The organism is Pantoea sp. Acro-807, assembly GCF_011752675.1.
Classification (GTDB): domain Bacteria; phylum Pseudomonadota; class Gammaproteobacteria; order Enterobacterales; family Enterobacteriaceae; genus Pantoea; species Pantoea eucrina.
Genome location: NZ_VWXE01000001.1, coordinates 802,860 through 827,942, shown reverse-complemented (window position 1 = coordinate 827,942; position 25,083 = coordinate 802,860). Strand labels below are relative to the sequence as shown.

18 protein-coding genes are annotated in these 25,083 nt (G+C 58.6%); 7 read left to right on the top strand and 11 right to left on the bottom strand.

The window, feature by feature from the left end:
- The first annotated feature begins 13 nt into the window (after positions 1-13).
- Positions 14-3,166 carry an efflux RND transporter permease subunit gene (locus F3J39_RS03990; protein WP_145339093.1) on the top strand — a complete coding sequence of 1,051 codons (3,153 nt, stop codon included), beginning with the start codon at positions 14-16 and terminating at the stop codon, positions 3,164-3,166.
- Positions 3,167-3,248: 82 nt separating this feature from the next.
- On the opposite strand, the gene F3J39_RS03985 is transcribed toward F3J39_RS03990, so the two are convergent.
- A complete protein-coding gene (locus F3J39_RS03985; RefSeq protein ID WP_039384233.1) occupies positions 3,249-3,734 on the bottom strand; it encodes an Rrf2 family transcriptional regulator in 486 nt (161 codons plus the stop codon).
- A 159-nt stretch (positions 3,735-3,893) separates the two neighbouring features.
- A complete protein-coding gene (locus F3J39_RS03980) occupies positions 3,894-5,093 on the bottom strand; it encodes an MFS transporter (protein ID WP_104085335.1) in 1,200 nt (399 codons plus the stop codon).
- Between the two features lie 200 nt (positions 5,094-5,293).
- On the opposite strand from F3J39_RS03980, the gene tus reads away from it, so the two are divergent.
- Positions 5,294-6,223: a DNA replication terminus site-binding protein gene (tus, locus tag F3J39_RS03975; RefSeq protein ID WP_104084810.1), complete on the top strand. Its 930-nt coding sequence runs from the start codon at positions 5,294-5,296 to the stop codon at positions 6,221-6,223.
- 23 nt (positions 6,224-6,246) lie between these two features.
- On the opposite strand, the gene fumC is transcribed toward tus, so the two are convergent.
- On the bottom strand, positions 6,247-7,644 hold the full coding sequence (gene fumC, locus F3J39_RS03970) for a class II fumarate hydratase (protein ID WP_071668791.1): 1,398 nt from the start codon (positions 7,642-7,644) through the stop codon (positions 6,247-6,249).
- A gap of 191 nt (positions 7,645-7,835) precedes the next feature.
- Here fumC and manA point away from each other — a divergent pair, with 191 nt between their 5' ends.
- The 3 genes from manA (at position 7,836) to add (ending at position 11,792) form a co-directional block, all read left to right on the top strand.
- Positions 7,836-9,020 carry a mannose-6-phosphate isomerase gene (gene manA / locus F3J39_RS03965; protein WP_104084809.1) on the top strand — a complete coding sequence of 395 codons (1,185 nt, stop codon included), beginning with the start codon at positions 7,836-7,838 and terminating at the stop codon, positions 9,018-9,020.
- Positions 9,021-9,139: 119 nt separating this feature from the next.
- A complete protein-coding gene (locus F3J39_RS03960) occupies positions 9,140-10,639 on the top strand; it encodes a YdgA family protein (RefSeq protein ID WP_039384229.1) in 1,500 nt (499 codons plus the stop codon).
- Positions 10,640-10,793: 154 nt separating this feature from the next.
- Positions 10,794-11,792, top strand: a complete 999-nt coding sequence (gene add, locus F3J39_RS03955; RefSeq protein ID WP_039384227.1) for an adenosine deaminase — start codon at positions 10,794-10,796, stop codon at positions 11,790-11,792.
- Between the two features lie 36 nt (positions 11,793-11,828).
- Here add and F3J39_RS03950 read toward each other — a convergent pair whose 3' ends face one another.
- The 5 genes from F3J39_RS03950 to F3J39_RS03930 form a co-directional block, all read right to left on the bottom strand.
- Positions 11,829-12,869, bottom strand: coding sequence for an oxidoreductase (locus F3J39_RS03950; RefSeq protein WP_071668789.1), 1,041 nt, complete (start codon positions 12,867-12,869; stop codon positions 11,829-11,831).
- Between the two features lie 65 nt (positions 12,870-12,934).
- Entirely contained in the window at positions 12,935-13,858 is a 924-nt protein-coding gene (araC, locus tag F3J39_RS03945) for an arabinose operon transcriptional regulator AraC (RefSeq protein ID WP_039384223.1), read from the bottom strand.
- Positions 13,859-13,912: 54 nt separating this feature from the next.
- The gene (araH, locus tag F3J39_RS03940; RefSeq protein ID WP_039384220.1) at positions 13,913-14,899 is read right to left on the bottom strand and encodes an L-arabinose ABC transporter permease AraH; all 987 of its coding nucleotides are present in this window, start codon (positions 14,897-14,899) and stop codon (positions 13,913-13,915) included.
- 17 nt (positions 14,900-14,916) lie between these two features.
- Positions 14,917-16,437 carry an L-arabinose ABC transporter ATP-binding protein AraG gene (gene araG / locus F3J39_RS03935; RefSeq protein ID WP_071668788.1) on the bottom strand — a complete coding sequence of 507 codons (1,521 nt, stop codon included), beginning with the start codon at positions 16,435-16,437 and terminating at the stop codon, positions 14,917-14,919.
- Between the two features lie 58 nt (positions 16,438-16,495).
- On the bottom strand, positions 16,496-17,479 hold the full coding sequence (locus tag F3J39_RS03930) for an arabinose ABC transporter substrate-binding protein (RefSeq protein WP_104084807.1): 984 nt from the start codon (positions 17,477-17,479) through the stop codon (positions 16,496-16,498).
- A gap of 367 nt (positions 17,480-17,846) precedes the next feature.
- Between F3J39_RS03930 and F3J39_RS03925 the strand changes: the two genes are divergently transcribed.
- Together F3J39_RS03925 and araA are read left to right on the top strand one after the other, a co-directional pair.
- The gene (locus F3J39_RS03925) at positions 17,847-19,532 is read left to right on the top strand and encodes a ribulokinase (protein ID WP_104084806.1); all 1,686 of its coding nucleotides are present in this window, start codon (positions 17,847-17,849) and stop codon (positions 19,530-19,532) included.
- A gap of 12 nt (positions 19,533-19,544) precedes the next feature.
- Complete coding sequence (gene araA / locus F3J39_RS03920; protein ID WP_071668785.1) at positions 19,545-21,047, top strand: L-arabinose isomerase; 1,503 nt, start codon at positions 19,545-19,547, stop codon at positions 21,045-21,047.
- Between the two features lie 485 nt (positions 21,048-21,532).
- Here the strand turns inward: araA and yjfF are convergent, their stop codons facing one another.
- From yjfF to F3J39_RS03905, 3 genes are read right to left on the bottom strand one after another with little or no spacing between them, the layout of a single operon-like run.
- A complete protein-coding gene (yjfF, locus tag F3J39_RS03915) occupies positions 21,533-22,519 on the bottom strand; it encodes a galactofuranose ABC transporter, permease protein YjfF (protein ID WP_039384209.1) in 987 nt (328 codons plus the stop codon).
- A complete protein-coding gene (ytfT, locus tag F3J39_RS03910) occupies positions 22,516-23,532 on the bottom strand; it encodes a galactofuranose ABC transporter, ATP-binding protein YtfT (protein WP_039384208.1) in 1,017 nt (338 codons plus the stop codon). The genes yjfF and ytfT overlap by 4 nt, the downstream gene beginning before the upstream one ends.
- Positions 23,525-25,045 carry a sugar ABC transporter ATP-binding protein gene (locus F3J39_RS03905; RefSeq protein ID WP_071668783.1) on the bottom strand — a complete coding sequence of 507 codons (1,521 nt, stop codon included), beginning with the start codon at positions 25,043-25,045 and terminating at the stop codon, positions 23,525-23,527. The genes ytfT and F3J39_RS03905 overlap by 8 nt, the downstream gene beginning before the upstream one ends.
- Between the last annotated feature and the right edge of the window lie 38 nt (positions 25,046-25,083).

The window sequence follows — 25,083 nt, the reverse complement described above, 5'->3', positions numbered from 1 at the left end:
GAGACCCTACTCTATGGATTTCTCTCGTTTTTTTATCGACCGTCCCATTTTTGCGGCGGTGCTGTCGATACTGATTTTTGCCACCGGGTTAATTGCGATCCCGCTGCTGCCAATCAGCGAATATCCGGATGTGGTGCCGCCCAGCGTGCAGGTACGCGCCGAATATCCTGGCGCTAACCCAAAAGCGATCGCGGATTCCGTGGCGACCCCGCTGGAAGAGGCGATCAACGGCGTTGAAAATATGATGTACATGAAGTCGGTGGCCGGCTCCGATGGCGTACTGGTCACTACCGTGACCTTCCGCCCCGGCACCGATCCCGATCGGGCGCAGGTACAGGTGCAGAACCGCGTGGCGCAGGCTGAGGCGCGTCTGCCGGAAGCGGTACGCCAGCTGGGGCTGACCACCCAGAAAATGTCGCCCACGCTGACGCTGGTTGTGCATCTTTTCTCCCCGCACGGCAAGTATGATTCGCTCTACCTGCGCAACTACGCCACCCTGAAGGTGAAAGATGAGCTGGCACGCCTCCCCGGCGTCGGCCAGATTCAGATCTTCGGCGCGGGTGAGTATGCGATGCGCGTCTGGCTCGATCCCAACAAAGTCGCCGCGCGCGGCATGACGGCCGCAGAGGTGATTACCGCCATGCGTGAGCAGAACGTACAGGTCTCCGCCGGACAGCTTGGCGCGGAACCGACCCGCAAAGCCAGCGATTTCCTGCTCTCTATCAATACCCAGGGTCTGCTGGAGAGCGAAGAGCAGTTTGGTGACATTATCCTGAAAAGCACGGCTGACGGCTCTCTGGTACGGCTGCGCGACGTGGCGCGCATTGAGATGGGCTCCGGCAGCTACGCCCTGCGCTCTCAGCTGAATAACAAGGATGCGGTCGGCATCGGTATTTTCCAGGCGCCGGGCGCGAACGCTATCGATCTCTCCGACGCGGTGCGGGCCAAAATGAACGAGCTGGCCACGCGCTTCCCGGAGGATGTGCAGTGGGCTGCACCTTACGATCCCACGGTGTTTGTTCGCGACTCTATTCACGCCGTGGTGCAGACGCTGTTTGAAGCCATTGCGCTGGTTGTCCTGGTTGTGATCCTGTTTCTCCAGACCTGGCGCGCGTCGATTATTCCGCTGCTGGCGGTACCAGTTTCCGTGGTTGGCACCTTTAGCGTGCTCTGGCTGCTGGGTTTCTCACTCAATACGCTCAGCCTCTTCGGGCTGGTGCTGGCTATCGGCATCGTGGTGGATGACGCCATCGTGGTGGTTGAGAACGTTGAGCGCAATATCGAACAGGGTCTGACGCCGGTGGCCGCCGCGCACCAGGCGATGCGCGAGGTGTCCGGTCCGATTATCGCCATTGCGCTGGTGCTCTGCGCGGTGTTTGTGCCGATGGCGTTTCTCTCCGGCGTGACCGGGCAGTTCTATAAGCAGTTTGCCGTGACCATCGCTATCTCGACGGTGATCTCCGCCATTAACTCGCTGACGCTCTCGCCGGCGCTGGCGGCTAAACTGCTGAAAGCCCATGACGCGCCTAAAGATCTGCCTGGCCGGCTGATTGACCGCCTGTTTGGCTGGCTGTTTCGCCCGTTCAACCGCTTTTTCCAGCGCAGTGCAACAGGCTATGAATCCCTGGTAGGCACCACGCTGCGCCGGCGCGGCGCGGTGTTTGCGGTTTATCTGCTGCTGCTTGCCGGCGCAGGCCTGCTGTTTCACAGCGTGCCGGGCGGTTTTATTCCCACGCAGGATAAGCTCTATCTGATTGGCGGCGTAAAAATGCCGGAAGGCGCTTCGCTGGCGCGCACCGATGCGGTGATCCGCGAGATGAGCGAGATTGGCATGCATACTGACGGCGTCGCCTATGCGGTTGCGTTTCCCGGCCTGAACGCGCTGCAGTTTACCAATACGCCTAACGCCGGCACGGTGTTTTTTGGCCTGAAACCGTTCAGCGAACGGACGCGCAGCGCGGCAGAGATCAACGCGGAGCTGAATGCAAAAATTGCTAAGATTCAGCAGGGCTTTGGCTTCTCAATTATGCCACCGCCGATTCTGGGTCTGGGCCAGGGATCGGGGTATTCGCTTTATGTGCAGGATCGCGGTGGCCTCGGCTATGGCGCACTGCAGGAGGCTATTAACACCCTCTCCGGTGCCGTGATGCAGACGCCGGGCATGATGTTTCCGATCTCCTCCTATCAGGCCAATGTCCCGCAGCTGGATGTGCAGGTCGATCGCGACAAAGCCCGTGCACAGGGCGTGGCGTTACCCGATCTCTTTACCACGCTGCAGGTCTATCTCGGCTCCGCCTACGTGAACGATTTTAATAAGTTTGGCCGTACCTGGCGCGTGATGGCGCAGGCGGACGGCGATTTCCGTGACAGCGTTGAGGATATTACTTCGTTGCGTACCCGTAATGACCGGGGCGAAATGGTGCCGGTCGGCAGCATGGTGCATGTCGCCACCACCTACGGCCCCGATCCGGTGATCCGCTATAACGGCTATCCCGCTGCGGATCTGATTGGCGATGCCGATCCGCGCGTGCTCTCTTCCGCGCAGGCGATGACGCAGCTGGAGATGATGTCAGAGCAGATGCTGCCCAACGGCATGAATATCGAATGGACTGACCTGAGCTATCAGCAGGCGACCCAGGGCAACAGCGCACTGATCGTTTTCCCGGTTGCGGTCCTGCTGGCGTTTCTGGTACTGGCAGCGCTCTATGAGAGCTGGACGCTGCCGCTGGCGGTGATCCTGATTGTCCCGGTCACCATGCTTTCCGCGCTGGCGGGCGTCTGGCTGACCGGCGGTGATAATAACGTGTTTGTCCAGGTCGGGCTGGTGGTGCTGATGGGGCTGGCGTGCAAAAACGCTATTCTGATTGTGGAGTTTGCACGTGAGCTGGAGATGCAGGGTAAAAGCGTGACCGCTGCCGCGCTGGAGGCGTGTCGTCTGCGCCTGCGGCCGATTGTGATGACCTCGATTGCCTTTATCGCCGGTACGGTTCCGCTGATTCTGGGTGAAGGGGCTGGCGCAGAAGTGCGCGGTGTGACCGGTATAACCGTGTTTGCCGGGATGCTTGGCGTGACCCTGTTTGGCCTGTTCCTGACGCCGGTGTTCTACGTTACGCTGCGCAAGCTGGTAACGCGCCGCACGCGTGCGGAAAGCGCAACGTCACTTTAAAAGCGGTACAAATGGAAAAGCCCGGCTGAAGCCGGGCTTTTTTATATCCTCTTGACCGTCGGACGCGCATGCAGCGCCGGTATCAACGGGTTTTCTGGCAGAGTCCGGCGGGTTCAGCGTCCGGCAGCGGTTCGCAATTGCTGGTATCGTTGCTTTTCAGTTCGTTCAGCGCATCCGCCACGGTGCGCGTCTCCAGCACTTTCAGCGATGCTTCCTCCGCCTCCTGAGCAATCGATTTGAAATACCAGCAGAGGTTGGCGCTGACCAGGCAGCGCGGTGCAACATCCGGCCGCGACGCCCACAGTTTTTTGTCTTCAATGACTGACGTATAGATATCGCGTAGCGTGATCTCTGCTGCGGGCCGGCCCAGGTGAATGGAGCCGGTGCGACCCAGCGTCGAAACAATAATGCCGTCGCGCGTCAGCGGAACCATCAGCTTACGAATAAAGCTGGGATTCGCCTCCAGACCATACGCCAGAATAGCGCTGGTCGAGCGTTTTCCCAGTTGCTCCGCCATCGCGACGCTTAAAACCATCTGCAGAGCTGTCGGGAAGCGATAATCTAACATTTCAATATCCTGAGTTGCGGCTTATCTTTTTGTTTTTATAGCGCGTCAATGAGTGAACAATGAGCAATAAATATAACAAACACTGTTGCTTTTTAGAAGCAACCCCAACCGCACAGGGCACGGATTCCCCATCTGCGGCCCGGTTAGCGCACAAGCTGCTTAGTTTTGCACGGACGACGCCTGCGCCGGTAACTGCTGCTTAAGCAGCGCCACCAGCATAACGTTTATACCCGCCAGCCCGCACAGTACCCAGAGGGTCACGTCAGCGCCGGCATGCGCTGCCAGCCAGCCCCCCGCCAGCGGCGTCAGCGCCTGTCCGATCAGCGCCGGGCGCGCCATACGACCGGTGATAACGGCATACTGTTCCGGTCTGACAACGGCCAGCGGCAGCGTACCGCGCACGATGGCCCGCAAACCGTTTCCTGCGCCATAGAGCACCATAGCGACCAGCGCCATTGCCGGAAACAGCGCCAGCAGCAGCAGCCCTGCTGCCACCAGTCCCACAGAGAACAGCGCGGTCCATATGGGATGACTACGTTTAAACATTACATCCAGAAGCCGCGATCCAATCTGACAGGGACCGAGAACGGCACTCAGCGCCAGCGCTGCGCTCAGCGAATAGCCCCCGGACTGAAGCAGCGTAATAAGCTGAACCGAGATGGCGGTCATAATAACCGAAGCGAGGGTAAAAATGGCGCACAGCAGCCAGAAAAGTCGCGGCGAGAGCGCGCTCTGCAGAGTGTCAGAGATCGCGCCGGTCCGGCCTCCCCTGCTCCCGGTTTGCGTGACCGGCGCCGGCAGCGCATAGCGGTAGGCGGGAAAGACCAGCAGAGTAAGCAGCGCAGCAATGATGAAACAGGCATCACGCCAGCCGGCGAGCGCAATCAGCCATGCCGTTCCCGGCCAGACCAGCGTGGTGCATAAGCCCGAAATCAGCGTCACGCCGGTGATAGTGCTGCGCGCCTGTCCGCCATAGAGCGTGCCGAGCGTTGCAAACAGCGCATCGTAAAGGCTCATTGCCATTCCTGTGCCAATCAGCAGCCAGGCGGCAAAAAACCAGCCAGGCTGGTAGCTCATCCCCATCACCACCAGCCCTGACGCCATTACCACACCGCCGCCTGCCAGTATCAGCGGCCCGTAACCACGGGCAATCAGTCGTCCGCTGAGTGGCGCCAGCAAGCCGGAGACCAGGATGCCGAGCGACAGCGCCCCATAAACCCACTGCTGAGACCAGCCGGTTTCAGCAATAATCGGAGCGGCCATCACCGCCATCAGGTAGAACGACCCGCCCCAGGAAAGGATCTGAACCGCACCCAGCGTAATAATGGCGGGTATCGCGGGTTTTGAATGATAGTGCACGGGCGCTTCCCGTATCAGATAAAGCATTGTTATATCATGGATATTCTGCAGGCTGAACCTTCTTCTTGTCAGGCCATTATTGGTCTCCGGGGCTGATTCTGGTAAAACTTAAATTTTAAAAGTTTGTTGTAACTAAACTGGAAGCTTGTCAGCGGCGCAGGCACAGGTACATTAAGTATGTTGTAACAAAGGAGAAGATTATGGCTCGCTACGATTTAGTCGCTGATTTACATGAGTGCGTTAACACGCTGGAACAGCGCCTTGGTGCGCTGCGCACCAGCATTGAGCAGCAGCCGCTGCTGGTGGCGCGCGTGTTCAGCCTGCCGGCAATTGAAAAAGGGCACGAACATGATGAGATTGACAAAATAGCGGTGACGCAGCATCTGGGCAAAAGCGCGCGTGAGATGGCCCTCACCCACTACTGCCGGCTGTTTATGCAGCATCAGTCAGAAAAGATCAGTACCAAAGCGGCCGTGCGGCTGCCGGGAGCAATCTGTATTGAGGCGGACGAGCAGGCCGCTGAGCAGATCACGCAGCAGGTCAGCGAAATCAACGCGCTTAAACAGCGGCTGGAGCAGCTCATCACCGTAGAGTCCGGCTTGCCGAGCGAGGCCCGCTTTGAATTTGTGCATCAGCATCTGCGCGGGCTGATTACGCTGAACGCCTATCGCAACGTGCCCCTGCTCAATGCGCCGGATACGCTGCGCTTTGGCTGGGCGAACAAAAACATCATTAAAAATCTGACGCGGGAAGCCGTTATTGAGCAGCTGGAACGCAGCCTGAAAGCGAATCGCGCTCAGGCTCCCTGGACGCGTGAGCAGTGGGCAGAAAAAGTGCAGCTGGAGCTGGAACTGGTGCGATCGCTGCCCGCAGGCGCAAAGCTGAAAATCAAGCGGCCGGTTAAAGTGCAGCCTATTGCCCGCGTCTGGCGCGCCAGCGAGAAGAAACAGACGCAGCTGGCCTGCCCCTCTCCGCTGCTGGTGCTGTGTCGTGATAAAACCCAGGTGCCGGTGCTGGGCGAACTGCTGGATTATGATGCAGAGAATATCGCCCACCGCTATAAGCCGCTGGCGCAGCCGCTGCATCTGATCATCCCGCGCCTGCACCTCTGGAGCGACCGCCTCGCCTGATGAAGCGGCCGCCACCTGCAGGATTACGCTTTCATGCTGCCAACCATCTCTTCCGGGCGCACCCAGGCATCAAACTGCGCCTCATCGAGATAACCGAGCTGCAGCGCGGCTGCTTTAAGCGTCAGCCCCTCTTTATGGGCCTTTTTGGCAATTTCGGCTGCTTTATCATAGCCAATGTGCGTGTTCAGCGCGGTCACCAGCATCAGCGACTCATTCAGCAGCTGATCGATACGCTCCCGCACCGGTTCAATACCGGTTGCACAGTGATGATTAAAGCTGTCCATGCCGTCGGCCAGCAGCCGCACCGACTGCAGGAAGTTATGGATGACCATAGGACGGAATACGTTCAGCTCAAAGTTGCCGGACGCGCCGCCCATATTGATCGCTACGTCGTTACCCAGCACCTGACAGCAGAGCATGGTCATCGCCTCGCACTGGGTCGGATTGACTTTGCCCGGCATAATGGAGCTGCCCGGCTCATTTTCCGGGATACTGATTTCGCCGATGCCGCAGCGCGGGCCGGATGAGAGCCAGCGGACGTCGTTGGCAATTTTCATCAGCGACGCCGCCAGACCTTTCAGCGCGCCGTGTGCGTGCACCAGCGCATCGCAGGTCGCCAGCGCTTCAAATTTATTGGGTGCGGTGATGAACGGCTGACCGGTCAGCGCGGCCAGCGCCTGCGCCACGCGGACGGCATATTCAGGATGCGTATTCAGGCCGGTGCCTACGGCGGTGCCGCCCAGCGCCAGCTCGGTCAGATGGGGAATGCTGTTTTCAACGTGCTTCAGATTATGCTCCAGCATCGCCACCCAGCCTGAGATCTCCTGTCCCAGCGTCAGCGGCGTGGCATCCTGCAGGTGCGTACGGCCAATTTTCACAATATCACTGAATGCATCCGCTTTACCGGCCAGCGTGGTTTTCAGCACCTCCAGCTGCGGAATGAGCTGCTCGCGCAGTGCCGTAACGGCCGCCACGTGCATAGCGGTAGGAAAAACGTCGTTAGAGCTCTGGCTTTTATTGACATCATCATTAGGGTGCACCAGCCGCGCCATACCGCGCTCGCCGCCGAGGATCTCGCTCGCGCGGTTAGCCAGGACTTCATTCATATTCATATTGGTCTGCGTGCCGGAGCCGGTCTGCCAGATCGCCAGCGGAAACTGATCGGCGTGCTGGTTTGCCAGCACTTCATCCGCCGCGCGGATAATTGCTGTCGCGCGATCGTCCGGCAGCAGCTGCAGATCGCGGTTAACCTCTGCCGCTGCCCGCTTGGTCTGCGCCAGCGCGCGGACCAGCTCAACCGGCATTTTCTCGGTTGAGATACGAAAATGCTCCAGCGAGCGTTGCGTCTGTGCGCCCCAGAGTTTATCTGCCGGCACATCAACAGGACCCATTGAATCTTTTTCAGTGCGACTGGCTGCCATAGCCCTCTTCTCCTTTCTCAGTAGTGAAAGCAATCCCCGGGCGCGGCCTCTTACCGCCCCGCTTCAGGCCGGATTGTTATCCGAATCAATAAAACAGTATGCGGGCACATCGCGTTTCCTGCACACAGGTCGCGCTAATTGCTGAAATTTTCTGCTTTACTGGGCAATAACTGTTCAGCTGAGGGCGCAACATGCATAAATTGAACAACTCACTGCAGTACTACGACTGGGGCAGCACAACGGCGTTAACGGAACTTTATGGTATTGCCGATCCGCAGGGCCGGCCGCTGGCAGAGCTGTGGATGGGCGCGCATCCGAAAAGCCCGTCCACGCTGATTGTTGACGGCCGGCACGCCTCGCTGCGCGATTTCATTGCGCGCGATCCGGTCGCCATGCTGGGAAGCGCCGTTGCCGACCGGTTCGGTGAACTGCCGTTTCTGTTCAAAGTGCTCTGCGCGGCGAAAGCGCTCTCGGTGCAGGCGCATCCCGATAAGCGCGCAGCTGCCGCCGGTTTTGCCCGTGAAAATGCAGCCGGCATTGCGGTGGATGCGCCGCAGCGCAGCTATAAAGATGCCAGCCATAAACCGGAACTGCTCTATGCGCTGACCCCTTTTCAGGCGCTGAACGGCTTCCGCGAGCGGCCCGAAATGGTATCGCTGCTGAGCGCGGTAGCGGGCGCCCATCCGCAAATCGGGCACTTTATTGAGCAGGCCAGCCCGGACGCCCTTGCCCGCCTGTTTGCCACGCTGTTCTCGCTGCAGGGGGATGAAAAAAGGCGCGCGCTGGCGATCCTTTGTTCAGCGGCTGCGGCACACGATGAGGAGCCGTGGCTGACTGTGCGGCAGCTGGCGGCTGATTACCCGGATGATAACGGCCTGTTTGCACCACTGCTGCTTAACCTGCTGCTGCTGCAGCCCGGCGAAGCGATGTTTCTCTCTGCCGGCACGCCGCACGCTTACCTGCAGGGCACTGCACTCGAGGTCATGGCTAACTCAGATAATGTGCTGCGCGCCGGCCTGACGCCAAAATTTATCGATATGCCGGAGCTGCTGGCTAACCTGAACTTTACCCCCCGCGCCGCCGATACGCTGCGGCTGCAGCCTGAGCGCGATGCGCAGGCGCTCTGTTTCCCGGTGCCGGTTAATGATTTTTCCTTTGCCATCCACCTGCTTTCTGCCGTAGCGCAGCCGCTGGCACCGGCCAGCGCCGCCCTGCTGTTCTGTATTGAGGGAGAAGCGCGGCTCGCCAGCGCGGATAGCCAGCTTGTCCTGCAGCCAGGCGAATCCTGTTTTGTCGCCGCCAGCGAGCCCCCGGTTGCGGCCTCAGGCAGCGGACGCCTGGCGCGCGTCTTCAGTATGCTTACTGCAGACGGCTGACGCTGCGCGCGTTAACTGCTATTCTTTCAGACTATTACTTTAAACGCCTGCGGGCGTTTTTCTTCACCCGGCGCGTCACCCCGACGGGACGCGGACGCAAGGATAAGGATGACTCAGCGATGAAAAAGACTCAGGTTGCAGCAGGTGTGATTGTCGCGCTCGGTGTGGTTTGGACCGGCGCAGCGTGGTTTACCGGCAAGCAGATTGAGAGCCACAAGGATGAGATGCTGCAACAGGCCAACAGCCAGATTAACGCCTGGTCCCCCAACAGCCGCCTGACGCTGAGCTATCAGGACTATCAGCGCGGCCTGTTCAGCAGCAGCACGAAACTGGTTGTGCAGGCGAGCTCCCAAACGGTGGATAATCCGCTGCTTAAGCCGGGCCAGACCATTGTGCTGAATGAGACCATCGATCACGGCCCTTTCCCGTTTGCGCAACTGAAGCGCGGTAACATTCTGCCCGCGATGGCCTCGGTGCATTCCGAGCTTGCTAATACCGATGCGGTGAAAAAGCTGTTCGCGCTGACTGACGGTAAATCACTGGTTGCCGCCGATACGCGCATTGGCTACAGCGGGGCTACCGATACGGCACTGACGCTGCTGCCGGTGGATTACAGCAACGCGCAGACCGGTGACCGGCTGGCCACCAACGGCGGTAAGCTTGACGTCAGCGCCGACAGCAAAGGCGATAAAGTCAGCCTGAAAGGTGAGTTCTCCAGCATCGCCGTCACCAGTAAAAACCAGCTGGAGCAGCCGGTGCTGTTTACGCTTAACGGTCTGGCGCTGGGCGGTGATACTCACCTGAGTCCGGAAGGCGTGCGCGTGGGCGATCAGACCATCACGCTGGATAAACTGGAAGCCAGCATCAACGGCCAGCAGGGAATGACGCTGCAGAAAATTGACGGCAAATCCTCTTTTGATAATAAAGAGGGCAAGATTGGCGGCACTATCGATTATAAAGTGGGCGATATCAACCTGCAGCAGCAGCCGTTTGGTGAAGCGCGTCTGGCGATGAAATTTTCGCAGTTTGATGCGCAGGCGGTGAAAACTTTTTCTGACACCTACAACGCGCAGATGCAGGATCTGCTGCGCCAGCCGGGTGTTGCCGACGATCCGATTCGCTATCAGGCCAGCGTGCAGACCATTCTGCGTAACAACCTGCCGCTGCTGCTGAAAGGTGCGCCGGCGGTCAGCATTGCCCCGCTGAGCTGGAAAAATGATAAGGGTGAGAGCACGTTCAACCTGAATATCGGCTTCAACGATCCGGCCGCCGTCAGCGGCGAGGCGCAGAGCTTGGGTGCCGCGGTAGATCGCATGCTGAAAACGCTGGATGGCAAACTGAATATCAATATGCCGATGGCGACAGAAGCGATGCGTCATGTCGGCCTGGCCGAAGGATATCAGGGCGATGATGCGCAGAAGCTGGCGGATCAGCAGGTCAAAGGCGTGGCTGCGATGGGCCAGATGTTCCGTCTGACGCAGCAGCAGGATAATAACATTGTGACCAGCCTGCAGTATGCAAACGGGCAGGTAACGATGAACGGCGACAAGATGTCACTGGAGCAGTTCCTCTCCCGCTATATGCTGGGTATGCCAACCAGTGAAGGCATGCCGCAGTAACCGGCACTGTGCGCCGCTTCATCCTGCGGGAAGAAGCGGCGCTTTACCGCTTTAATATTCACCATCTGCACCCTGCTTTGCGCAAATCGCTGGCGCAGTTGCGCAAGATATTTTTATAATGCTCTGCACTTTATTCCTGACAAGCGAGTGCGCCATGATCGACCAGCAGCTTCCTCTTACCGATATTCACCGCCACCTTGATGGCAATATCCGCGCCCAAACTATTCTCGATCTCGGCCGCCAGTTTAATCTCTCTCTGCCCGCCAGCTCTCTTGACGCGCTGCGTCCCCACGTGCAGGTCACCGCGAACGAGCCCGATCTGGTGAGTTTTCTGCAAAAGCTCGACTGGGGCGTCAAAGTGCTGGGCGATCTTGACGCCTGCCGCCGCATTGCGCTGGAAAATGTCGAAGATGCGGCGCGTGCCGGTATTCACTATGCAGAACTGCGCTTCTCGCCGGGCTATATGGCGATGACCCATAACCTGCCGGTGGCGGGCGTGACAGAAGCGGTGATTGACGGCGTACGCGCAGGCGTGAAGCAGTACGGTGTGGATGTTAATCTGATTGGCATTATGAGCCGCACCTTTGGCGAAGAGGCGTGCCTGCGCGAGCTGGAAGGATTACTGGCCCATCGCGACGGTATCACCGCCGTGGATCTGGCCGGCGATGAGCTGGGCTTCCCCGGCAGTGAGTTCCTGAGCCACTTCAACCGGGCGCGTGACGCTGGCTTCCGTATTACCGTACACGCCGGCGAAGCGGCGGGTCCGGAGAGTATCTGGCAGGCGATTCGTGAACTGGGCGCGGAGCGTATCGGTCACGGCGTTAAAGCGATAGAGGATCGCGCGCTGATGGATTTCCTGGCTGAGCAGCGCATCGGCATCGAATCCTGCCTGACCTCAAACATTCAGACCAGCACCGTCTCCTCGCTGGAGAAACACCCGCTGAAAGCGTTTCTGCAGCATGGCATTCTGGCCACGCTGAATACTGACGATCCGGCGGTTCAGGGCGTGGAGCTGGCGCATGAATATGAGGTGGCGGCCCCTGCAGCCGGCCTCTCTGCGGCAGAGATCCGCCAGGCGCAGGAGAATGGCGTGGCGATTGCGTTTCTGAGCGAAGCGGAGAAAACGGCGCTGCGCCAGCGCGTAGCGGGCTAAGGCTGAACACGCGCCGCCGCTGGGCGGCGCGCAACATCAGCGTGGTGACATCGTCTGACGCTTCTCTGCAGACTGCAGACCCAGCTCAATCAGCTCCATGACCTGTATCGCCTCTTCAGCCCGCACCGGGTTCTGCCCCGTGCCGGCTATCGCATCGCGGATTGCCGCATAGTAGGCCGGATAGTTACCCGGCTGCGTCAGCAGCTCCTGCTCCACCAGCATATCGCCTTCTGCCAGCGTCAGCGTGCCGTTGCGCATGTCATAGCCCCACTCCTGCTGCGGCGGTCTGGCACCCGATTTCAGACGATCCTCCTGCGGATCGAGGCCATACTTTACGTAGCTGCCACGCGTGCCGTGTACCACAAAGCGCGGTGACTCTGCTGCCACCAGCATGCTGGCGTGTAGCACCACGCGACGCGTCGGATAGGTCAGCACCGCATGAAAGTAGTCAGTGGTTTGCGCGCCGGGGCGCAGCTCTGCCATGTCCACGTTGATCGCCACCGGCATGCCAAACAGCTGCAGCGCCTGATCCAGCACGTGCGGGCCGAGGTCAAACCAGATACCGCTGCCCGGTCCTTTCATTTCGCGCCAGCGCTGGCGCACTTCCGGGCGGAAGCGGTCAAAATGCGACTCCAGATAGCGTACCTCGCCCAGCGTGCCCTCGCCGAGCAGCGTTTTTAGCGTCAGAAAATCGCTGTCCCAGCGGCGGTTATGGAAGACCGACAGCAGCAGCCCTTTCGATTTTGCCAGCTGATCAAGCTCACGCGCCTGCGAGAGCGTGACGGTAAAAGGCTTGTCGACGACCACATGCTTGCCGGCATTCAGGGCCGCTTTGGCCAGCGGAAAGTGGGTGTCATTGGGGGTGGGGATCACAATCAGCTGCAGGGTGGGATCGTCCAGCAGCGCCTGCGGATCGGCAACGACCTGTACAGAGGGCCAGTCAGCGTGCACTTTACCGGCATCGCTGCTGGAGATCGCTGCCAGTTCCATTTCAGCTGTTCCGGCGATTAAAGGGGCATGAAAGGTTTTACTGGCAAAGCCATAGCCTATCAGGCCGACACGTAGTTTATCGCTCATTCTCACTCCTTTTGTCATATACCCGACTGATTTAAGACGAATCAGCCGGTGAGAACAAGGCGGAATCAGCTGAAAGAGATCGCCCGGCCGGGTTCCGGCCAGTTCTGCTGCGCTTCAAGCGCGTCATGCGCATCCTGGCTGCGGCGGCGAAAATCACTCGGGCTGACGCCTGTGCGTTTACGAAACACGCGTGAAAAGTAGAGCTGATCGTCATAGCCCACTTCCCGCCCCACGGAGGCGATAGGCTCCTGCGTGGTCTGCAGCAGCAGCTTGGCGCGGATCACCCGCTGATCTTCTCGCCAGCGCAGCAGATTGATGCCCATCTGTTCGCGAAACAGATGCGCCAGCCGCGAAGGAGATAAACAAACATGCCGTGCCACCTCCTCAATTTTGACTTCGCTGGCAAGATGGTTGGTCACGTACTGGCAGGCTTCAATTACGCGCGGATCGCGAATCTGCTGATGGCTGCGCGGATCCTCTTCCACCGCGCGCAGCAGCAGACGCTCCAGCAGGTTCATGGCCAGCTCTTCAGCAAAGCGGCGACCGGAATTGTGGGTCTGCTCAATACTGGCAAACAGGCGATCAAACTCGCCGCATAACGCTTCAGTCAGGCGCAGCCGGCCCACGCCCTGCTTCTGCTCCTGCCACTCCAGCCAGTCAATCCAGTAGGCGCGCGGCCGGAAATAGACCCAGCGATGGTGCCAGCACGGGCTGTCGGGCGACCGTCCATAATAATGGGGTGTTTTCGGCTGAAACAGCAGCAGATCGCCCGGCTCACAGTCAAAGGCGGATTCGCCGTCAAAAACCCGGCCTTTACCGCGAATGGTGAGGTTAAGAATATAGCCCTTCATCCCCAGCGGGCGGTCGATAAAAAAATCGAGCGGCTCCTGCGCGTTAATCGGCGTGAGTCCCGCGACCAGCCAGGCGTTAAACGGATAGCCCGGCAGCAGGGGGTTCTGTTGTTCACTGGGGGGTTCGCGATGGTACATAGTGCCCTCACTCTCTGCATGACGCGCGGCGCAACACCCGTTGCGCCGACGGAATCAAACGGCTCTGTTTTTCTGTTTGTAGCGATCGAAAATCACTGCGGCTAACAGTATCAGACCACGCACGACATACTGTGAGAATGGCGAGATATTCAGTAAATTCATCGCATTCTCTACGGTACCCAGGATCAGAACCCCTGCCACCACATATGAAATTTTACCGATGCCGCCTTTCAGCGAGACGCCGCCCAGCACGCAGGCAGAGATCACAATCAGCTCATAGCCCAGCGAGGTCATGGGCTGACCGCTGGTCATGCGCGAGGCCAGAATAATGCCCGCCGCCGCTGAAACCAGCCCGGAAAGGATAAAGATAATGATGCGGGTCCGCACCACCGGCACGCCGGCCAGCCGGGCGGCTTCTTCATTGCCGCCAATCGCCAGCGTGTTGCGGCCAAAGGTGGTTTTATTCAGCAGGAAGCCAAACGCGATCATGGTGGCAATCGTGAGCCAGATAGGCGCCGGCACGCCGAGCCAGTTGGCATAGCCCAGCGCAAAAAAGCGCTCATCTTCAATCCCTACCGCTTTACCGTCAGAGAAGATATAGGCCAGGCCGCGCACAATCTGCATCGTTGCCAGCGTGGTGATCAGGGCATTAATTTTCAGCCGGGCGATAACAAATCCGTTAACAAAACCGGTTGCCATGCCAAGCAGCAGCCCGGCAGCCACGCCAATCCACAGGCTTTCGGTCATGTTGATCACCACCGCCGTCACTACGCCGGCGCAGGCGATAACCGAGGCGATGGAGAGATCAAAGTCGCCCGATGCCAGGCAAAACAGCATGCCGCAGGCCACCATGCCGGACATCGACATCGCCAGGCCCAGCCCTTTCATATTGATAAAGGTGCCGAAGTTCGGCACAAAAATGGCGCAGACAATAAACAGCAGTGCAAAAACCACCAGCATGCCGAAATTATCCCAGATACGCCCCAGCTGCAGGCCGCTGCGCTGCACCGGTGGCGTATTGGAAGTGGTAGATGAAGCCATTGTTGCTCTCCTGTACATCAGGCCACGGCGGCCGTTTGAGGGGTTTTCGGCATCGCCAGACTGAGCGTCAGCTGTTCGGTTGCCGTGTCGTGCGTCAGTTCTCCGGCAATTTCACCTTCGCGCATGACAATAATGCGGTCGGCGAGGCCCATGACTTCGGGCAGATCGCTCGATGCAAACAGCACCGCAATCCCTTTGCCTGCCAGTTGATAAATCAGGTTGTAGATCTCATGTTTTGCGCCAACGTCAATACCGCGCGTCGGCTCATCCAGCATGATCACGTTCATCTCTTCTGAGAGCCAGCGGCCCAGAATGGCCTTTTGCTGGTTGCCACCGGAGAGATTCATGATCAGCTGGTGCGGGCCAGGCGTTTTGATATTGAGCGAACGGATGTGGCTTTCTGCATTTTTTGCCTCCCAGCCGGGCCTGATCAGGCAACCCGCCGTGAGGTTATGCCGCCGCGCGCTGATATTGATGTTCTCCCGCACGGAGTGCACCGGAATGATGCCTTCCGCTTTACGATCTTCGGGACAGAGCATAATGCCCGCCCGGATGGCGTCGATCGGCTGACGGATCGCGAGCGGCCTGCCATCAAGTGAAACCGTGCCGCTACGCAGCTGCGTGGCGCCAAACAGCCCTTTCATCAGCTCGCTGCGTCCGGCGCCCACCAGACCAAACAGTCCTACAATTTCTCCGGCGCGCACGCTGAACGAAATGGGCATGCGCACCCCTTTCGCCTCGACCTGGTCGAGCTGAAGACGCACGGCGCCCAGCTCGCGGGGCGCATAGCCATAGATGTCACCCAGGTTGCGCCCGACCATCGCCTCGACCAGATCGTCATGATGGGTATTGGGCATATCCGTAAAGGTGCGCACATAGCGGCCATCTTTAAACACGGTAATCGCATCGCTCAGGGCAAAAATCTCCTCCATGCGGTGCGATACATAAAGCACCACCCGTCCTTCAGCGCGCAGCTGACGGATAACGCGAAACAGATGCTCAATTTCACGGGCTGAGAGTGAGCTGGTCGGCTCATCAAAGGCGATAATGCGGGCATTGCGCGCCAGCGCCTTGGCGATCTCCACCATCTGCCACTGCCCCAGCGACAGGTATTTCAGCGGCATGTCGGGATCGATATCCATCCCGAGATTTTTCAGCTGCAGGCCCGCTTCGTAGCGCAGCAGCTTGCGGTTTACCAGGCCGCGTTTATGCGGCAGCTGGCCGAGATAGATATTCTCCGCCACGCTCATTTCCGGCACCAGGTGTAGCTCCTGGTAGATAATGGCCACGCCGGCATCCAGCGCCTCAACCGTATTACTGAAGCGCTTCGCCTCGCCTTTGATGCGGATTTCACCGCTCGTGGGCTGGTAGCTGCCGCTGAGAATTTTCAGCAGCGTCGATTTTCCCGCGCCGTTTTCGCCCATCAGCGCGTGCACCTCACCGGCGCGGCACTCAAAACCGATATCCTGCAGGGCTTTTACGCCAGGAAAGGTTTTGCTGATGCCATGAAAAGAGAGAAATGCCTGATCGGTCTCCATGGATACTCCTGATAGTGCCTGTCGGATTTCAGGTGCGCATAAATGCGCACCCTGTGCGTTACATCAATCCTTTCTTCGCCAGTTCGGTTTTGAAGTTATCGCGGGTGATCAGCACCACATCTGTCACCTCAGTAAATCTGGCGGGCTCTTCGCCTTTAGTGACCCAGTTGTAGAGCATCTGGCTGCTCTTATAACCGTGAACGTCCGGGCTGGGCAGCAGCGAACCATAGAAACCGGTCGCAGAGCCTTTAGAGAGTTCGCTGATCGCATCCACGCCGTTGATGCCGATACCAATCACATCTGCTGCTTTAAAGCCCTGACCTTCTGTGGCGCGCACGCCGCCCAGCACGGTGTTATCGTTCATACCGACAATCAGCCAGTGTTTGACTTCCGGGTGCTGCACCAGCAGGGAGTTACCGGCATCAAACGCGCCGGGGATATCGTTGGATTTGGTAGGAACCTGATAAATCTGCTTCTCAGGGAAGCCTGCTGCTTTAATGGCCGCCATAGAGCCGCCGGTACGACGACGCGCCGTATCCAGCTCGTTAGCAGTGATCGCCATTACCGCGGTCTCTTTAACGTCCCAGCCGCGCTTCTGCATCTCTTTATAGAGTTCCTGACCCTGGCGCTCGCCGATCTTCGTTGCCGCCATCATCACCAGCGGAACGGTCTCCATCGGCTTGCCTTTCGCTGTGACAAACTGGTCATCTACCGCGATCACTTTCAGATCGTAGCTGCGCGCTTTTGCCATAATGGCCGAACCGAGTTTGGGATCGGGGGTGCAGATGACAAAACCTTTTGCGCCGCTGGCCGCCAGGCTGTCGATGGCGTTAAGCGTTTTTTCACCATCCGGTACAGCAATTTTAATCACTTCAAAACCCAGATCTTTGCCCGCTTTATCGGCAAATTTCCATTCGGTCTGGAACCACGGCTCCTCTGGCTGTTTAACGAGAAAACCGAGCTTCATCGTCTCGGCGATAGCGGAATGTGACATAACCGCGGCGAGGCTGACGGCCGCCAGCGCTTTAGTGAATTTATGCATGATGCTCTCCGGCACAATGGTGTTTTATCGCTGTTATTAACGTTTTTGTGTAAACGCTACCATCTGAATTCTGCTTTCGTGTACAGCGCAAAATCAGCGCGTTAGCTCAAGAGTTGCTGAAAGGCTGTGCAAACGCTGGGCTAGTTGTAGCGAGAAACGCGGCGCAAAATGTAGAGCGGTATCACATAGCAAAACGAAGGCAAAAATATCCATATATTCAGCAAAATTAACCGGTGTCTGACTTTTGCGGCCGATCACACAACCTGTCCGATGACAGAAAAGTACATATTCTCAGCCGCTGATGACTAACGGCTTATGGCATTGCCTCGCAGGATAGAACCCAGATAACTCACACAGGAGAATCCCGATGGGTGCTGGCGCCATAACAATTGGGCTGGATTTTGGCAGTGACTCAGTGCGTGCGCTGGCGGTTGACTGCCACAGCGGCAAAGAGCTGGAAAAAGCGGTGGTCAACTATCCGCGCTGGGCGCAGGGCCAGTTCTGCGACGCGCACGCCAACCGGTTTCGTCATCATCCGCAGGACTATATCGATGCGCTGGAGCAGGCGCTGGTCAGCGTGATTCAGGCGTTAACACCCGCGCAGCGCGCAGCGGTTGCCGGGATCGGCGTGGATACAACCGGATCAACACCGGCCCCTGTCGATCGCAACGGCAATGTACTGGCGCTGCGTCCGGAGTTTGCGGCGAATCCCAACGCCATGTTTGTGTTGTGGAAAGATCACACCGCGATTGAGGAAGCTGAAGAGATCACCCGTCTCTGCCACAGCGGGCGCTTTACCGACTACACCCGCTATATCGGCGGCATTTACTCATCTGAATGGTTCTGGGCCAAAATCTTACACGTCTCGCGGGAGGATGCTGCCGTGCGGGAGGCGGCGGTCTCCTGGGTTGAACTCTGCGACTGGGTGCCGGCGCTGCTAAGCGGTACGACCGCCCCCGATAAGCTGCGCCGCGGGCGCTGCGCCGCCGGGCATAAATCGCTCTGGCATCCGGAGTGGCAGGGCCTGCCGGACGTGGCCTTTCTCAACGCGCTTGATCCGATGCTGACAGAACAGCTCGACTCGCCGCTGTTTACCGATACCTGGACCGCTGACCTGCCGGTTGGCACGCTGAGCGCTGAATGGGCTGCCCGCCTTGGGTTATCTGAACAGGTGGTCATCTCTGGCGGCGCCTTTGACTGCCATATGGGTGCGGTTGGTGCCGGTGCTCAGCCCTATACGCTGGTTAAAGTCATCGGTACATCGACCTGCGATATTCTGATTGCAGACAGCGAAACCGTCGGCGATCGTGCTATCCGGGGCATCTGCGGCCAGGTTGACGGCAGCGTCGTTCCCGGCGCCATTGGCTGTGAAGCGGGCCAGTCTGCTTTTGGCGATATCTACGCCTGGTTCAGCCGCCTGCTCGGCTGGCCTCTGCAGCAGGCTGCGCAGCGCCACCCTGAGCTGCAGCCGCAGCTGGCTGCGCTGCAGCAGGATCTGATCCGCGAACTCACCGAAGCGTGGGCCGCTAATCCGCAGCTCGATCATCTGCCGGTGGTGCTGGACTGGTTTAACGGACGCCGCACCCCGGATGCAAACCAGCGGCTGAAAGGTGTGATCACCGATCTCAACCTGGGCACCGATGCGCCGGCTTTGTTTGGCGGTCTGATCGCCGCCACCGCTTTTGGTGCGCGGGCGATTATGGAGTGTTTTGAACAGCAGGCGATCCCGGTAAAGAGCATCCTGACGCTGGGGGGAATTGCCCGCAAGTCCCCTGCCATTATGCAGGCGTGTTGCGATGTGATGAACCGCCCGCTGGATATTGTCGCCTCAGACGAGTGCTGCGCGCTGGGCGCGGCAATTTTTGCGGCCGTGGCGGCGGAAGTCTATCCCGATGTACCTGCCGCGCAGCAGGTGATGGCCAGCCCGGTTGCCGTCACGCTGCAGCCCGACGCACAACGCGTAGCGGCATATCAGCAGCTCTATCAACGTTATCAAAACTGGTGTGAGGCAGCTGAACCGCAGTACGCGCCGCGCACCCTATCCGCACAGTAAAGGAGTGGTTTAATGGAACAGCATAACGCACAGCAGGTGTGGTTTGTTATCGGTACACAGCACCTCTACGGCGCGGAAACATTGCGCCAGGTGGAAGAGCACGCCCGTCAGGTGATGGAAGGACTCAATCAGGCTGGCACGCTGCCGGTACCGCTGGTGCTGCAGCCGCTGGTTAAATCGCCGGATGAAGCGCTGGCGCTCTGCCGGGCAGCGAATCACGATAATCAGTGCGTCGGCATCATCACCTGGCTGCACACGTTTTCGCCGGCAAAAATGTGGATCGGCGGATTGAGCGTGCTGAATAAACCACTGCTGCAGTTCCATACTCAGTTCAACGCAGAGATCCCGTGGGACAGTATGGATATGGATTTTATGAACCTGAACCAGACCGCACACGGCGGCCGCGAATTCGGTTTCATCGGCGCCCGCATGGGACTGCAGCACAACGTCATCACCGGCCACTGGCAGGATCGCACCAGCCAGCAGCGTATCGGCCGCTGGATCAACGCGGCGCTGGCAAAACAGGCCAGCCAGCAGCTTAAGGTTGCCCGCTTTGGCGATAATATGCGGGAAGTTGCCGTAACCGAAGGTGATAAAGTTGCCGCACAGATCCAGTTTGGCTACGCCGTTAACGGCTGGGGCGTGGGCGACCTGGTCGAGGTGATCAATGGCGTCAGCGACGGTGACGTCAGCGCGCTGATCGATGAGTATGAAAGTCAGTATCTCTTCAGCGAGGCGGCAGCCGTTAACGGTGACAAACGGCAGAACGTGCTGGATGCAGCGCGCATTGAGCTGGGCCTGAAGCGCTTCCTGGAGGATGAAGGCTGTAAAGCGTTCACGACCAACTTCCAGACGCTGCACGGTATGACGCAGCTGCCGGGACTGGCGGTGCAGCGTCTGATGGGCCAGGGCTATGGCTTTGCCGGCGAGGGCGACTGGAAAACCGCAGCGCTGCTGCACATTCTCAAAGTGCAGGCGGGCGCACGTGCCGGCGGCACCTCCTTTATGGAGGATTACACGTATCACTTCTCTCCGGGCAACGATCTGGTACTGGGTTCGCACATGCTGGAAGTCTGCCCTTCCATTGCCAAAGAGGAGAAGCCGCTGATTGACGTCCAGTTCCTGGGAATTGGCGGTAAGGCCGATCCGGCGCGTCTGATTTTCTCAACGCCTGCCGGACGCGCGATCAATGCCAGCGTAATTGATCTTGGCGATCGTTTCCGCCTGCTGGTTAACGTAGTGGATGCGATTGAACAGCCTGAACCGCTGCCGAAGCTGCCGGTTGCCCGCGCGCTGTGGCGCGCCCAGCCGTCGCTGGCAACTGCGTCAGAAGCGTGGATCCTCGGCGGCGGTGCGCACCATACGGTATTCAGTCAGGCGCTGGATCTGGAGGATATGTATCTCTACGGCGAACTGAACGGAATTGAAGTGATGGTGATCGATGAAGAAACCCGCCTGCCTGCGTTTAAGGATGCGCTGCGCTGGAACGAAGTTTATTACCGTTTAGCCCGCTGATTCCGATTACTGATCCAACGCTAAGCCGCGCATCGTCGCGGCTTTTTAATGCCTGAAATTCCCGGTTTAAAACCGGCCAGGAAGCCGATCTCGGCCAGGGGCGCATGAATGCGTATGGCCAGGGAGCCAATCTCGGTCAGGGGCGCATGAATGCGTATGGCCAGGGAGCCGATCTCGGCCAGGGGCGCATAAATGCGCCCCCTACGGGGAGAATGGTGATACTGTGCTGTAGGGGCGGCATTTATGCCGCCCTGGTTGCAGCGGATACCTGATGTGTGAAGATTGGGCTCTGGCAACGAGCGAGAATGCTGGCAGGACGCCGGGTTCCTTTGCGATCGCCCCGGGCTTTACTGACCGTGGTAGTCGGCCAGGGGGCGTATAGCCCGGGAGCCGATCTCGGCCAGGGGCGCATTAATGTGCCCCCTACGAGGCAGAATGGTACTGAATGCGCCCCCTACGAGGAAGAATGGTGCTAAATGCTTCCCCTACGGGGTGAGACGTTTTACCGGGGCGTTTTGCTGGCGATCCCACATTACGGTTAACATGCGCTGCAGCGCGATAAAAGCAAACAGCAGGATGCCGATAGCAATCTTGGTCCACCACGAACTTAGCGTGCCGTCGAAATTAATCCACGTCTGGATCAGTCCCTGAATCAGTACCCCAAACAGCGTGCCGAGCACGGTGCCAACGCCGCCGGACAGCAGCGTACCGCCAATCACTACCGAAGCAATCGCATCCAGCTCTACGCCAAGCCCGGCCAGCGCGTATCCGGCGGAGGTATAGATAGAGAACACAATACCGGCCAGGGTCGCCAGCGTCGTAGAGAGCATATACACCTTAATGGTCGTCGCGCGGGTCGAAACGCCCATCAGCTGCGCCGAGGTAAGATTGCCGCCAATGGCGTATACCTGATTTCCGAACCGGGTACGGTGCGCCAGAATAATCCCTCCTGCGACCACCACCAGCATAATTACCGCCAGCAGGCTCAGCCGCCCGCCGCCGGGGATTTTCCAGGCCAGGCCTGACAGCGTGGCGTAAAGAGGATGATCAATCGGAATAGAATTCTCTGACACCAGGTAACTGCAGCCGCGCAGAAAAAACATCCCTGCCAGCGTAATAATAAACGCCGGGATCTTCAGCGCATCAATCAGCCAGCCCATCATGGCGCCAAACAGCGCCCCCAGCGCAAGAATCAAGGCAAACGCCAGCAGCGGATCAAGGTGGAAATCACCGATAATGCGGGCCAGAAACACGCCGGTAAAGGCGATTACCGCGCCAACGGAGAGGTCGATCCCGCCGGACAAAATCACAAAGGTCATGCCTACGGCGATAATGCCAAGAAAAGCGTTATCCGTCAGAATATTGCAGATAACCCGTGTTGATGCGAAGCCCGGAAACTGGCTCAGACAGAACAGATACCCCGCCACAAACACCAGCAGCGTAATCATCAATGGCAAATGACGCTTTATCATTTTGAACGCCTCCCCTTCAGCATGGCGATAAACCGCGGCGACTGCAGCAGCAGCACGCACATCACAACCACCGCTTTCACCACCTGGTTCAGTTCCGGCGGGAACCCTGACAACAGGATCCCGGTATTCATCGACTGGATAATCAGTGCGCCAATCAGCGACAGCACCAGATTAAAGCGACCGCCCATCAGCGAGGCTCCGCCAATCACCACGGCCAGAATGGCATCCAGCTCCAGCCACAGGCCGGCGTTATTGGCGTCAGCACCCCGGATATCAGCCGCGACAATCAGCCCGGCCACCGCTGCACATAAGCCGCTAATCACATAGGTCGACATCACTACCAGCCAGCCGTTAACGCCTGCGTTACGCGCCGCGCGCAGGTTGATACCTACCGCTTCGATAAACAGGCCCAGCGCTGTTTTGCGCGTCAGCAGCCAGACAGCCAGTGCCACCAGCAGCGTGATCCACACCGGCACCGGCAACCAGAGCAGCGAACCGCTGCCAAACCACGCCAGGCTTTCGCTGTTAAACGTCACGATCTGCCCCTGCGTAATCAGCTGCGCTACGCCCCGCCCCGCTACCATCAGAATAAGCGTGGCCACAAACGGCTGGATTTTCAGCAGCGCCACCAGTACCCCATTCCACAGACCACATAGCAGACCGGTGCCGAGCGTTGCCAGCACAATCACGCCCAGGCTATGTCCGGCAACGGTCAGCGTGGCTGCGGTTGCGCCCGCAATAGCCATTACTGCGCCCACAGAGAGATCGATCCCGCCGGTAGCGATGACCAGCGTCATGCCCACGGCGAGCAGCGCTACCGGCGCGGCGCGGTTCAGAATATCGATCGGGCTGCCAAACAGACGACCATCCTGAATATGAATGGCAAAAAAGTTATTCGCCACCAGGCTGTCAATCAGCAGCACCAGAATCAGTGCAACAAGCTGTGGCATACCCGGAGGCAGCTTCAGCTTACGTCTTTCAGGTTTTGACTGTGTCATAGACGATTCAGGCATGTTGTGCACCTCCCTCGGCGATCGCGTTCACAATGGACGCCACGGAGAGCTGCTCGAGTGGGATTTCAGCCACCTGCTTCAGATCGCGCATAATCAGGACGCGATCGGCGTAGCCAACCAGCTCTTCCAGTTCAGAAGAGATGACCAGCAGCGCCAGACCATCCGCGCAGAGCGATTCGATCAAACGAATAATCTCAGCGTGCGCACCGACATCGATGCCGCGCGTTGGCTCATCCAGGATCAGAAACTGCGGTTTGGTCACCAGCCAGCGCGACAGCAGCACCTTCTGCTGATTGCCGCCTGACAGCAACTCGATCGGCTGGTCGGCATGCGGCGTACGGATGCCGAGGCTTTTAATGAAACGTTCGGCAATCGCCTGCTGCTCGCGACGCTTAATCGGACGCAGCCAGCCGCGCTGCGCCTGCAGCGCCAGAATAATATTCTCACGCACGGAAGCCGCACCAATAATGCCATCCGTTTTGCGATCTTCAGGACAGAATCCCATACCCAGGCGGGATGCCTGCGCCGGCGTGCGAATAGTCTGCAGCTTGCCTTTAATACGCGCGGTGCCGCGATCGGCACGCCGGATGCCAAACAGCACCTCTGCGGTTTCAGTACGGCCTGAACCCAGCAGACCCGCCAGACCCACCACCTCGCCTGGCCTGACCTGCAGGCTGAAAGGCTCAATGGTGCCTTTCCTGCCATAATCCTCAAACGCCACTACCGGCTGATCGCTGCGCAGGGTGCTGCCCTGTCGCTGCAGCGCGGTCTCCAGCAGCTCGCGCCCCAGCATCAGTTTAATCAGCTCTATCTGTGGTAGCGAAGCGGTATCACGCGTGGCGATAAACTGGCCGTTGCGTAATACGGTAATGCGGTCGGTAATACGATACACCTGGTCAAGAAAGTGGGTTACAAAGATCAGACTCATGCCTCTGGCACGCAGCTGCGCCATGAGCGTAAACAGCATCTCTACTTCACTGGCGTCCAGACTGGCCGTAGGCTCATCCAGAATCAGTATCTGTGCCGACAAATCGACCGCGCGGCAGATAGCGATAATCTGCTGCATGGCGACAGAGTAATGTCCGAGCGGGCGCGTCACATCCAGCGCAAAGCCGTAATTGCGCATCAGTGTATCCGCATCACGGTTCATTTTCCGGCGATCGACCATGCCAAAGCGCTTTGGCTCACGGCCGATATAGAGGTTATCTGCTACCGACATATTTGGCAGCAGGTTAACTTCCTGATAGACCGTACCGATCCCGGCGCGCTGCGCATCCGCCGTACTGTGGGGCGTGATTGCTTCTCCGTTAAGGGTGATGCTACCGGCATCGCGTGAATAGACGCCGGTCAGCACTTTAATCAGCGTTGATTTGCCGGCGCCGTTTTCACCCAGCAGCGCCATAATCTCGCCTTTGCGGATAGTGAATGACACATTATCCAGCGCTTTTACGCCGGGAAATCCTTTACTGATGCCGCTCAGCGTGAGCAGCGGTGTATCATCAATGGTGCTCATCAGGCTCTACCTCGCTGATGTCAGCAGAGCCGCCCCCG

Coding starts and splice junctions, on each gene's coding strand:
- F3J39_RS03990 (WP_145339093.1), top strand. CDS start 14: ATGGATTTCTCTCGTTTTTTTATCGACCGTCCCATTTTTGCGGCGGTG.
- F3J39_RS03985 (WP_039384233.1), bottom strand. CDS start 3,734: ATGTTAGATTATCGCTTCCCGACAGCTCTGCAGATGGTTTTAAGCGTC.
- tus (WP_104084810.1), top strand. CDS start 5,294: ATGGCTCGCTACGATTTAGTCGCTGATTTACATGAGTGCGTTAACACG.
- fumC (WP_071668791.1), bottom strand. CDS start 7,644: ATGGCAGCCAGTCGCACTGAAAAAGATTCAATGGGTCCTGTTGATGTG.
- manA (WP_104084809.1), top strand. CDS start 7,836: ATGCATAAATTGAACAACTCACTGCAGTACTACGACTGGGGCAGCACA.
- F3J39_RS03960 (WP_039384229.1), top strand. CDS start 9,140: ATGAAAAAGACTCAGGTTGCAGCAGGTGTGATTGTCGCGCTCGGTGTG.
- add (WP_039384227.1), top strand. CDS start 10,794: ATGATCGACCAGCAGCTTCCTCTTACCGATATTCACCGCCACCTTGAT.
- F3J39_RS03950 (WP_071668789.1), bottom strand. CDS start 12,869: ATGAGCGATAAACTACGTGTCGGCCTGATAGGCTATGGCTTTGCCAGT.
- araC (WP_039384223.1), bottom strand. CDS start 13,858: ATGTACCATCGCGAACCCCCCAGTGAACAACAGAACCCCCTGCTGCCG.
- araH (WP_039384220.1), bottom strand. CDS start 14,899: ATGGCTTCATCTACCACTTCCAATACGCCACCGGTGCAGCGCAGCGGC.
- araG (WP_071668788.1), bottom strand. CDS start 16,437: ATGGAGACCGATCAGGCATTTCTCTCTTTTCATGGCATCAGCAAAACC.
- F3J39_RS03930 (WP_104084807.1), bottom strand. CDS start 17,479: ATGCATAAATTCACTAAAGCGCTGGCGGCCGTCAGCCTCGCCGCGGTT.
- F3J39_RS03925 (WP_104084806.1), top strand. CDS start 17,847: ATGGGTGCTGGCGCCATAACAATTGGGCTGGATTTTGGCAGTGACTCA.
- araA (WP_071668785.1), top strand. CDS start 19,545: ATGGAACAGCATAACGCACAGCAGGTGTGGTTTGTTATCGGTACACAG.
- yjfF (WP_039384209.1), bottom strand. CDS start 22,519: ATGATAAAGCGTCATTTGCCATTGATGATTACGCTGCTGGTGTTTGTG.
- ytfT (WP_039384208.1), bottom strand. CDS start 23,532: ATGCCTGAATCGTCTATGACACAGTCAAAACCTGAAAGACGTAAGCTG.
- F3J39_RS03905 (WP_071668783.1), bottom strand. CDS start 25,045: ATGAGCACCATTGATGATACACCGCTGCTCACGCTGAGCGGCATCAGT.